The sequence below is a fragment of the Cyclobacterium sp. genome (assembly GCF_014762705.1).
Classification (GTDB): domain Bacteria; phylum Bacteroidota; class Bacteroidia; order Cytophagales; family Cyclobacteriaceae; genus Cyclobacterium.
The window spans coordinates 69,507-81,379 of the sequence record NZ_JABURL010000036.1 but is presented as its reverse complement, the minus strand read 5'-3'; the positions used below and the strand labels follow the sequence as shown (position 1 = coordinate 81,379).

The following is an 11,873-nucleotide window of genomic DNA, read 5'->3' as shown; positions in this document are numbered from 1 at the left end:
AATTCATGTTTTAATTTAAATCCGGACAATAGCTTACCCTTTTCCGGACGAATGAAGTCTTACCCGGATGATACCTGCCAGCATTCAGTACTTTCCCTTACCATTCATTTTCCGCTGCTAGCCTAGATTTGTCGCAGGCTGATTTGGTCTCCCTGATTCGGGTATTTTCAGGGTAATCCTATTCATAAGTAAAACAAAATAAGATGGAAAATTTTAACTCTAAAATGGTTATCTTCCTGTTTTTCTGCTGCCTCCATGCAGGTTGGGTTTTGGCCCAGGAAAGAGAAATTACAGGCACGGTGACAGATGAGGAAACAGGTGAAAAGCTTCCCGGGGTTACCGTATTGGTATTGGGTACCGCTACTGGTACGGCTACAGATCTGGACGGGCAATATAGCCTTACAGTTGAAAGTGGACAAAGACTCAGGTATAGTTTTATCGGGTATGCCTCCAGGGAAGTCCTTGTAGAAAACCAATCTGTGATCAATATCGGTCTTTCGGCCGAATCTCAGGGTTTGGATGAAGTGCTGGTCATTGGATATGGGGAACAATCGAGGGAAACCCTTACCTCTTCTGTTTCCAAACTGGATCAAAGGGTGCTGGACAACATACCTTTTGCCAATGCAGCTTCGGCTTTGCAGGGAACGGTTTCGGGAGTGAGGGTACAAACTACATCCGGGCAACCAGGCGTGGCACCCAGGGTAATTGTCAGGGGAGGAACATCCATCAATGATCCGGACGGAGCCCAGCCCCTCTATATCATTGACGGGGTGATCCGGAACAACATGAATGACGTCAATCAGGATGATATCGCTTCTTTCCAGGTGCTAAAGGATGCAGCAGCTACCGCCATATATGGAGCAAGGGGATCAAATGGGGTTGTAATCATTACGACCAAGACAGGTAAGGTTGGGAAGACTTCCGTGACTTACCGGTACAATGCAAGTCTCTCCGAGCAATGGAACCAGTATGATATGGGATCAGCAAGAGATTACATCTATTTCAACAGAACCGGTATTCTGGCAACAGGAGGAAAATCATCCAATCAGTTGTTCAGGCTCAACCAACCATCCGGATTTGGAATCGGAAATGACCTGTCCAACAATACTGCATTTACCCCTCAATACCTTAGTGCGGAAAATGAATACAAATTGAATGAGGGATGGCAATCCATGCCTGACCCGGCAGATCCAGGTCAGACCATCATCTTTGATGAGGTAAACTGGCAGGACATCCTCTTTCGGCAGGCCCTGACCCAAAACCATTATGTTTCCGTTTCAGGGGGGGCTGAAAAAGCAAGGTTTGACATGGGAGTAGGCTACCTCAATAATGAGGGAGTGGCCATCAATACGGACTATAAAAGATTTACCGTGAGAATGAATGGAGATGTCAATGTCAACCAGAAACTTGACGTTTATGGCAGGTTGAATTTCACCAACTCATCCAACAACACGGTCTTTAGTGAAAACCAGATTTTTCAACGGGCTTTGGGTTTGCCTCCCACCACCAAATTCCGGTTTGAAGATGGCAGCCTGGCTCCGGGACAAAACAAGAGCATGGGTAATCCGGTCTATCACCTCAATCAAAGCGAAGCTTTAAACGCTACCACAAGGGTGACCCTATCCGGTGGAGCCAATTATGAAATTTTACCGGATCTGACTTTTGAGCCTATGGGTTCACTCTATTTTGTGCATGGTACCAATAATTCCTTTCAAAAGGCATTTTTTAATGGCCCCACTCAATTTATTGATTCAAGGGATGCTTTCGCCTCCAATTCCGTTTTCTGGCAGAAGCAGTTTGATGGGGTTTTTACCTACAGAAAAAGCATAGACTTCCATAATTTTCAGGCAAAAGCGGGCATCTCCTATTTTGACCGGCAAAGTTATGCAGCCAGTGGTTCAGGAAGGGGTGCTGCTTCCGATTTGATCCCTACCTTGAATGCCTCAGCAGAGCCCAGGGATGTAAGCAGCTCTCATACACAGCTCAGGATTTTGGGCTATTTTGGTAGGGTCACTTATGATTATGATCAAAAATATCTTTTTTCTGCATCAGCCAGGTACGATGGAGCTTCCAATTTAGGTAACAACAATTATTGGGGGGTCTTTCCGGGTGTATCCGCAGGATGGAATTTGCACAAGGAAGATTTCTGGTCCGGCATTTCCAATAAGGTTTCCGCATTGAAATTAAGGGCCAGTTATGGGGTAAATGGGAACATTGGAAACTTATCCGATTTTCATGCACAAGGGCTTTATGCTGTAGGATCCCGTTACAATGATGTGGCAGCCATACAAAATAACCGCATGGCCAATCAGGATTTGCAATGGGAAAGATCTGCCACCTTTGACATTGGTCTGGATATTGGCTTATTTAATGATAAAGTTTCGGTGATTGCGGATTATTACAACAGGGTAACCGACAATCTTTTGACCAATCTTGAATTGCCGCAATCGACCGGATTTTCCAGTATCCTTACCAATTTGGGAGCATTGCAAAATGAGGGAGTTGAATTGGAGGTAGGGGCTACCATGATGCAAAAGGGAAACTTCGCCTGGGACCTCTCCTTTAATGCCACTTATAATATCAATACCATTGTCAGCCTGCCGGAAAATGACAATGAAAACAACAGAATTGGAGGTGTATTGGTCTACGATCCGGTCCTGGGTATGTACACCTGGAAAGGCGGATTGCAGGAAGGGCAGATGATGGGAGACCTTTTTGCCTACGCTTATGAGGGTGTTTACCCCACTGATGAAGCAGCTTTGGAGGGACCTTATGATGTTTTGGTTCCGGGAAATGATAAAACCAAATTTGGTGGAGATGTGCAATGGCAGGATCTGGACCAGAACGACACCATAGACAGCAGAGACAGGGTGGTGGCCGGAAATATCTTCCCAAAATGGACTGGTGGTTTTACCAATAGGATTACTTACAAGAACCTTTCCCTGAATATCAGGACCGATTTTGCTCTGGGGCATACCATTTACCACGAAAGCAGGGCCAGATTCAATGGGCAATACCAGGGTGATATCGGTATTTTGCAGGAAACAACCCGTTCCTGGCAGGAACAGGGAGATGTGACTCCATTTCCCAGGTATTACTGGGCAGATCAACTGGCCCAGAACAATTCCTTTAGGGGAAGTACATTTTTTCATGAAAAGGGAGATTATCTGGCATTGAGGGAGGTTACGCTGAGTTACACCTTTCCCAGCAAATGGACGGATGCCGTCAAGGTAGGAAATGTCAGGACCTACTTTACCGGGTCTAATCTTTACTACTTTACAGGCTATACCGGTTTAAATCCTGAAGTCGGTGGTACTGATTCCGGGAGATATCCCATTCCCCGGAGTTTTATGCTGGGGATCAATGTCAATTTTTAATTTCTAACAGACTTTGAAAATCTACCAAAACAATATGGTAATGGGAATTTTGATGTCCGTAGGAATAAAAGCATAATCATAAATCACAAAAAAAATGAAAAATAGCATTAACAAATATATATTCAGGGGACTTATTGCAGGAGCGGTACTATTGGGCTCCTCCTGTACAGATTACCTGGAACTGGAACCGGTGAGTACGATTACAACAGCCGGATTTTGGGTAAATGAAGACAATGCCAATGGAGCTTTACAGGGCATGTACGTACGTTTTCGGGACCAGGCAGCCTATAACCTTTTTGTTTTAGGTGAAGCAAGGTCTGAAACACTCAGTTATGGTTTGCAGGCATCTGAGGGTAGGGAAAGGTATTTTGAGAATTCAATAGACCCCAATTTTGCAGGCCCAAACTGGTTGAGGTTATACACGGTAATCCATGATGCCAATTTGATCATTAAATATGTTCCGGACATAGCATTCACGAGAGAACAGGATAAAAACAGGATGCTTGGAGAGGCTTATGCCATGAGGGCTTTTCTTTATTTCACCATGGCCAAAACCTGGGGAGCGGTGCCCCTGGTAACCGAACCTACTGAAGGGTATGATGCGGAGAGTACCTTCCGTTCCAGAACAGGACTGGATGAGATTTTTGCCCAGATTAAATCCGATATTGAAAGGGCCCTGGAACTTCTGCCCGCTGATATCATGGGATCGAGCCGGGCGGTCTGGTCGGCACCGGCCGTAAATACCTTAAAGGGAGATGTGTACCTGTGGACTGGAAAGGTACGCGATGGAGGAGCAGCGGATTTTCAAACGGCGCTTTCGGCACTTAATGAGGTGGCAGGAATGTCAGAACTTGGCCTAATGGAAAATTATGATGATATTTTCCGCTATGATCAGAAAGGCAATCAGGAAGTATTGTTTGCTGTCAGGTTTCTGGACCTGGAAAGCGGGACCAATTACAACAATGAACTTTACATCAGGGATGACCAGATTCCTTCCGGAACCCCGGATGATATCAGGGAAACAATTGGTGCAGGTGGAGGCTTGAACCGCTGGGCCCCGTCTCTGCTACTCAGGGAAGCTTTTGAGGAGAATGACCAAAGAAAAGATGCCAGTTTTGTTTCAATATTTCTAAATTCCGGGGATGGAGTGGAAGAACATTATGCCTCCGTGGTCCGCAAATACCGGGGATTTGTGGATCCCTCCGGTAGAAGGTTTATTGATGATATAGTCATTTACCGCTATGCAGAAGTATTGTTATTAACGGCTGAAGCTAAAAATGCGCTGGGTCAGGATCCTTCGGCTGAAATCAACCAGATAAGGCAGCGGGCCTATGGGGATCAGTTTTCAGCTTTTGAATACAGCGATTCGGGGCAGGAAGCCAATGACGAGGCCATCCTTCAGGAAAGAATGCTGGAGCTGGCCTTTGAAGGTAAACGTTGGTTTGATTTGGTGAGGTTTGACAAGGCATTTGAACGGGTACCCTCTTTACAAAACAGAAGTAATGAGCGCCACCTTTTGCTATGGCCGATTTCTCTGGGAACCATTAGTTTAAATTCTAAAATTGAGCAAAATCCTGGTTACGGGAATTAATGGAAACTTATTGGGGTCATGGATAGGCCATGGCCCCATTTAAAAAAAGCTATTATGAAGATTAATAAAATTGAAGGATTAATTGCTGCCACATTTGCGCCATACGATGAGCAAGGTGAAGTCAACCTGTCGATCGTTTCTTCCTATGCCAGTTCCCTGAAAGCCAATGGAGTCAATGGTGTTTTTATCAATGGAACTACCGGGGAGGGGGCTTCACTAAGTCTGGAAGAAAAACAGGTATTGATGGAAGCCTGGGTGAAGGAGCAAAATGAGGGGTTCAAAGTCATTGCCATGCTGGGGGGAAGCAATCAAAATGAATCCATAAAACTGGGGCAACATGCAGCAAGGTTGGGCTTATATGGAGTAGCTGTCACGGCTCCTTATTATTTCAGACCCGGAAATGTGGAGCAATTGGTGGACTACATGCAGCCCATAGCTGCTGCTTCACACGGATTGCCATTTTACTTCTACCACATTCCCTTGCTTACCAAAGTGGAGCTCCCCATGATTGGATTGCTGGAAAGTGTTGCAGATAAAATCCCCAATTTTGCAGGCATCAAATATACCCACCATAACCTCATGGAGTTTAACCAGTGTTTGCGATTCAAAAACCGGAAATATGATGTACTTTGGGGATGGGATGAAACCTTTTTGGCTGGACTGGCCATGGGAGCAAAGGGAGCAGTAGGTAGCACCTATAATTTCGCATCCCCACTGTACCTGGAAATAATGAAAGCTTTTGCATCCGGAAATAGGCAAAGGGCGCTGAGCTTGCAGGAAAAATCCATTGACTTCATTCACTTATATGGAAAATTTGGCGGACCTGCAGCAGGAAAGGCTATTTTGAAACTTTGTGGAATAGATTGCGGTAATTTTAGGGCTCCGGTTAATTCTTTGGACCCTGTAAAACAAGAAGAATTAAAGAAACAATTGCTGGATATGTCATTTTTTGATTTTTCAATCCTCAATCCCAAAGAATTAGGAAAGGTATGACATGGTAAAAGCGTTTAAAATTACTTTTTTTGGCTTGGTTTTACTACCCTTCCTGTTGAACTCTTCTTTGGCACAGGAAAAGCCTAAAACTTATGGTGATTATGAATGGCAACAGTTAGCAACCTTGCCGGCTCCTGATGGGGAAGGCTCTTCCCTTGGTTATGCCGGAATGTATGCAGGCACCCATAATGGGGCATTGATACTAGCTGGTGGGGCCAACTTTCCGGGTGAAAAACCATGGAAGGGTGGAAAGAAAAAATTCTGGAATAAAATTCATGTCCTTATTAAGGATCAGTCAGAAGCAAAATGGGTGGAGGGTATAGAATTAAGTCTGCCCGAGAGCATGGCCTATGGAGCATCTGTGAGTACCCCGGGAGGTGTTTTCTGTTTAGGCGGAGAAAATGAGGATGGCTACCATAGCAGCACCTGGTGGATTTCCTGGAATGAAAGCAGGCAAGAAGTAACCGTAAATGAAGGCTTGCCGCTTCCTATGGCACTTTCCAATGCCTCAGCGGTATACCATGAGGGATTCGTGTACCTGGTAGGTGGTGAGAATGAACAGGTATGGAACAAGTTCTACCGGCTGAATATCAATGAGTCTGGAGCTAAATGGGAATCTTTACCGCCTCTGCCTGGGCCTGAAAGGTCTCATGCCATGATGGCTATTCAACACGAGGGCAAAGAGCAAAGGATTTATTTGGCAGGCGGAAGGAGAAAAGAAGCTGGTGCTCCTACAGTTTTTTTTGGTGATTTGTTTTCCTTTTCATTCAACAATATGAGGTGGGAAAGCCATGGAAGCATAGAAGACGGAGAGGGAAATATAATCTCCCTGGCAGCAGGTACCGCAGCTCCTTTTGGCTCTGGTCACATCCTGTTATTTGGGGGAGATGAAGGAAAGTTATACCACCAATTGGAACAAATTGCCATGTCTTTGGCTGAACCTTCTCTGAACAGTTCGGATTCCCTGGAATTAGTAAATGAAAGAGAAAACCTATTAGCTTCCCATCCTGGTTTTAGCCGGCGTGTTTTGGCCTATCACGCGGTAACCAAAACCTGGTCGAGGTTGGCCGACCTTCCATTTAAAGCCCCTGTAACTACCTCTTCCGTATTCTGGGAAGGAACCCTTGTCCTGCCATCCGGAGAGATTAGTCCCGGTGTAAGAACACCCGGTATTCAGGGTATGCTGCTTTCCAAGAAGGAAGGTTTCGGCTGGTTGAATTATTCGGTTTTGGGCCTTTATCTGGGTGTATTGGTTGTTATGGGATTTGTTATTTCCAAAAAACAGGCATCCGTTACCGATTTTTTCAAGGCAGGTGGAAGGGTGCCCTGGTGGGCAGCCGGCATCAGCGTATTTGGTACCCAGCTCAGTGCGATTACCTTTATGGCCATTCCTTCCAAAACTTTTGCTACAGACTGGACCCTGTTTTGGTTACTGATGACCATCATCATGGTTTCCCCTATCATTATTTTCTGGTTTTTGCCTTTTTTCAGAAGGCTCAACCTCACATCTGCTTATGAATACCTGGAAATGAGGTTTGATAAAACCGTCCGGCTATTGGGGAGCTTGATTTACATGGCCTTGCAATTGGGACGGTTGGGAATTGTACTGTTGTTGCCTTCCCTTGCCTTAGCTGTAATTACAGATATAGATGTAATGACCTGTATACTTTTAATGGGTGTTTTGAGTATTTTATATACTGTGCTGGGGGGTATTGAAGCAGTTATTTGGACAGACGTGATTCAGGTGGTGGTTTTGTTGGGAGGAGCTTTGATATGTTTGGTTTTAATGGTATTTAGTATCGACCTGAGCTGGGGAGAGCTGGCTGCATTCATTAAGGAAGATCAAAAAATGACACTATTTGATACCCGGTTTGATTTTACGGGTACGGCAATCTGGGTCATTCTATTGGGTGGGTTGGCCTCAAATATCGTTCAGTACGGCAGTGATCAAACCGTCATTCAAAGGTACCTGACCACCAAAGATGAGGCCTCTGCCTCCAAAAGCATTGTGACAGGAGCACTGATGGCTTTGCCTTCGGCTTTGATTTTCTTTTCCATAGGGACAGCATTGTACTTGTTTTACCTGACTCATCCCCAGGAGTTATCTCCTGTAATGACCAATACAGACAGTATTTTTCCCTGGTACATTGTTACCCAATTGCCCAATGGGGTGTCAGGCTTGCTGATAGCTGCAGTATTTGCGGCCGCCATGTCCAGCCTGGACAGCAGCATGAATTCAGTGGCCACTGTGGTGACTACTGACTTTTACCATAAGTTTTTTTCCAAGGACAGCAATGGAAAGCATACGCTTACCTTTGCCAGAACCGTTACGGTTTTCGTTGGGGTATTGGGGACAGGATTCGCATTGCTGATGGCCACCATGGGGATTCCTTCTCTATGGGACCAGTTCAACATGCTGATCGGCCTTTTTGCGGGAGGTTTGGGAGGGATTTTCCTCATAGGTATTCTTTCTTCCAGTACCAATGCCAGGGGAGCACTGATTGGTCTTTTGGGCAGTGCCCTAATACAGGTTTTGGTAAAAACCCAAACAGCTTTAAGCATCCACCTGTATGCATTTACCGGTTTGGTTAGTGCCATGTTATTGGCTTACCTGGCCAGTAAATGGTTTCCCAGACCCTCCAAAGAAAAACTTACGGGTCTTACACTCAAAACCATGGGCAAAAGAATTAAAAGGGAATTGGTTTGATACGATAAAGTAAAAAAATAACTCATGCCAGAGAATGACTTCTCAGACAATGACTGGAAGAAATACGAACTTAAAATAATTGAAATATGAAAATGATCAACATGTGCTTACTGGTTTTTTTACTGTTAAGCTGTACCCGGGAAAAAGATTGGCCTGTTTCTGAAGATTTGACATGGCAACAGGTATATATTCCGGTAATTGCCGGAAAGGCTACTACCATAGGCCGCTTGGAAATGAATTTGAAATCGGAGGAAAGTATTGAGGGGATGGGTTTGGAAATAGCATCCGGCATTAAAATAGAGGATCTTTCACTTTACAAGAATGAGCGTGAACAGAAGGAATTGATGGGATCATTTACATTTAGGGATGAGCAATGGCTGTTTGAGGAGCCAATTGACCTGTCTGCAGGTGATCACTTCTTTGAAATAGCCATCACCGTGAATAAAGCCGCAGATCTTAAAGAGAAGATAGATGTACAGGTAGCTTTTGTGGAGCTGGCGGGGGAAAAAGCGAGGCCATCGGGTCAGGAAAACCTGGTTTCCTACCGGCTTGCAAAATCTCTTAGAACCAAGGGGGACGACGGGGTGCATACCTACAGGATTCCCGGACTGGCTACCAGTAAAGCCGGAACCTTGCTGGCTGTTTATGATGTGCGCCGGGAACAGGGCTCTGATTTGCAGGGAGATATTGATGTGGGTTTGAGCAGAAGTACCGATGGCGGGCAAAATTGGGAACCCATGAAAATCATCATGGATATGGGAGAATGGGGAGGCCTGCCCCAGGATCAAAACGGTATTGGAGATCCTGCCATATTGGTCGATCAGGAAACAGGTACGATCTGGGTAGTGGCTTTGTGGTTGCATGGAAAGCCAAATACAGCGGCCTGGAACAGCTCCGGTCCCGGACTAAAGCCCGAAGAAACAGGTCAGTTAATGTTGGTGAAGTCTGAAGATGACGGCAATACCTGGTCTGAACCTGTCAATATCACCGAACCCATGAAAAATCCGTCCTGGCAGCTTTTTTTCAATGGCCCAGGCAAAGGCATTACCATGAAGGATGGAACGCTGGTCTTTGCTGCCCAATATAAGGATGCTGAAAAAATGCCCTATAGCACGATTATTTACAGTAAAGACAGGGGCAAATCCTGGGAAGTAGGAACAGGAGCTAAATCCAATACTACGGAAGCTCAGGTAGTGGAATTGGCGGATGGAAGTTTGATGCTGAACATGAGGGACAACCGGGGAGGTGCCCGTTCTGTGGCCGTAACCAATGACCTGGGCAAAACCTGGGAGTCCCATCCCAGTAGCAGGTCAGCCCTGATAGAACCAGTATGTATGGCTAGCATTATTAAATATAAAAACGATGTTTTATTTTTCTCCAATCCTGCATCAACGGAGGCCAGGCAAGACATTACCATCAAAACAAGTTTAGACCAGGGCGGAAGCTGGCCGGAGGAAATGCAGGTGCTGTTGGACCAGGGAAAGAGCGCAGGGTATTCCTGCCTGACCATGATTGACGATAAACACCTCGGTATAATTTATGAAAGCAGTCAGGTGCAATTGGCTTTTCAGGTCATAGCGGTGGAGGATTTGATAGAAGAATAAAGCGGGTTTTTTTTAAAGTTTGATCAATCGGAAATTTTTTCCCACCTGTTTAGGAACATTACCTAAGCAGGTGGGAATTTTGGTTTAAGATTTCATGTGTCTTTAATTTGTCTTTAAGTGGGCACATGGAATCTCGCAATCAAAATCTTTCACCTGTGTGACGTTCTCGTCATGCTCGATTTCAGGGGATCTTTTTAGTCATGCCTCTAGAGAAAAAAATAACCGGACATATTTACCGAAATGATTTTTTTTATGTGTCAAAAGCATATTGTTTTATTTGTAAAATAACAGTCCTGATTTTGTGTAAAATAAGACATTTTTGGCTCAGTAATTGTTCAAAATGAATTAAACAAAAGAAAAATTTGAAATTGACTTCAAGTCCAAAAGCCATCTAAACAGAGTCCCTGTTGAGATTTGTTTGCAATTATTAAGGCCTTTTTAAGCAATTTCATTGAAAAAATAAATGATGTTAGGAAATTCAGCGAAAATTTTGGATGATTCAGCATATGATTTGGATTTGTTTTTTAAGATGTCTCCGGACTTGCTTTGCATAGCAGGTTATGATGGGTACTACAAGCAGGTAAACCCTTCTTTTCAAAAATTAATGGGTTACACCGAGGAGGAGCTGTTGTGCAGACCAATTGATACCTTCCTTTATGGAGAGGATATAGACATCACCACCAAAATTGTCACCAATATTAATGTTGGGGATAACTCACTAAGAAATCATGAAAATCGCTATCTCACCAAAAATGGCGAAAAAATATGGCTTTCATGGAATTTCTTTCCCCTACCTGAAAAGGGCTTGATTTATGGCATTGCTAAGAATGTGACTTACAGAAAAGAGATGGAGTCGCATAAAAATGATCTGATCAGGAAGCTGACAGAAACCAACGACAAGCTCAGGCAACTTACCTTTGCAGCTTCGCATGACCTGAGAGCCCCAGTCAATAATATCCTTGCCATTTTTAAATTAATGGATCCGGCCAGGATAGAGGATAAGGAAACCGCTGAGTTGATTGAACTCCTTGACCAATCAACAGTGGGACTAAAAAGCATGCTGGAAAATTTACTTGACAATTTGAAGCAGGACGATGTAATGCAGGTCAAGGTAGAGAAGCTCCGGCTCAAGGAGGTCTTTAACCGGTCCATCACCTCCATTCGATCCATGGTAGAAAACTCTGGTGCAGTGATTTTATCTGATTTTTCCCAACTGCCGGAAATTCATTTTAACAGGACCTATCTGGAAAGTATTTTTCTAAATTTGATATCCAACTCCGTTAAATATAGCCGGCCAAACACCAAGCCACTAGTTGAAATTCGCTCCTACGAAAAAGAAGGCCGGGGCTATCTTGAATTTTCAGATAATGGCTTAGGCTTCAACTTAAACATGGTTGAGAAGGAGATTTTTGGTTTTGACCAGAAATTTCACCACCATAAGGATAGCCATGGAATTGGCCTTTATTTAGTACACAAGCAGGTAACAGCATTAGGGGGTAAAATTGAAATCAAAAGCAAGCCAAACAAAGGGGCGAAGTTTATTATTTCACTTAAGGGAAAAAGCGTCTGAGGTAAGACTTGCAGAATTTTACTTGTGTATG

Annotated in this window: 6 protein-coding genes; all 6 read left to right on the top strand. The window is 44.3% G+C overall.

Going from position 1 to position 11,873, the window contains the following annotated elements; all coding sequences use genetic code 11:
* Window positions 1-203: 203 nt before the first annotated feature.
* The 6 genes from HUJ21_RS06875 (at window position 204) to HUJ21_RS06850 (ending at window position 11,842) form a co-directional block, all read left to right on the top strand.
* Window positions 204-3,377 carry a TonB-dependent receptor gene (locus HUJ21_RS06875; RefSeq protein WP_291368207.1) on the top strand — a complete coding sequence of 1,058 codons (3,174 nt, stop codon included), beginning with the start codon at window positions 204-206 and terminating at the stop codon, window positions 3,375-3,377.
* Between the two features lie 94 nt (window positions 3,378-3,471).
* The gene (locus HUJ21_RS06870; protein WP_291368206.1) at window positions 3,472-4,968 is read left to right on the top strand and encodes a RagB/SusD family nutrient uptake outer membrane protein; all 1,497 of its coding nucleotides are present in this window, start codon (window positions 3,472-3,474) and stop codon (window positions 4,966-4,968) included.
* Window positions 4,969-5,022: 54 nt separating this feature from the next.
* A complete protein-coding gene (locus tag HUJ21_RS06865) occupies window positions 5,023-5,961 on the top strand; it encodes a dihydrodipicolinate synthase family protein (protein ID WP_291368205.1) in 939 nt (312 codons plus the stop codon).
* Window position 5,962: 1 nt separating this feature from the next.
* Window positions 5,963-8,668, top strand: coding sequence for a sodium/solute symporter (locus HUJ21_RS06860; RefSeq protein WP_291368204.1), 2,706 nt, complete (start codon window positions 5,963-5,965; stop codon window positions 8,666-8,668).
* Between the two features lie 86 nt (window positions 8,669-8,754).
* Complete coding sequence (locus HUJ21_RS06855) at window positions 8,755-10,272, top strand: sialidase family protein (RefSeq protein ID WP_291368203.1); 1,518 nt, start codon at window positions 8,755-8,757, stop codon at window positions 10,270-10,272.
* 490 nt (window positions 10,273-10,762) lie between these two features.
* Window positions 10,763-11,842, top strand: a complete 1,080-nt coding sequence (locus tag HUJ21_RS06850) for a PAS domain-containing sensor histidine kinase (protein WP_291368202.1) — start codon at window positions 10,763-10,765, stop codon at window positions 11,840-11,842.
* The last annotated feature ends 31 nt before the right edge of the window (window positions 11,843-11,873 follow it).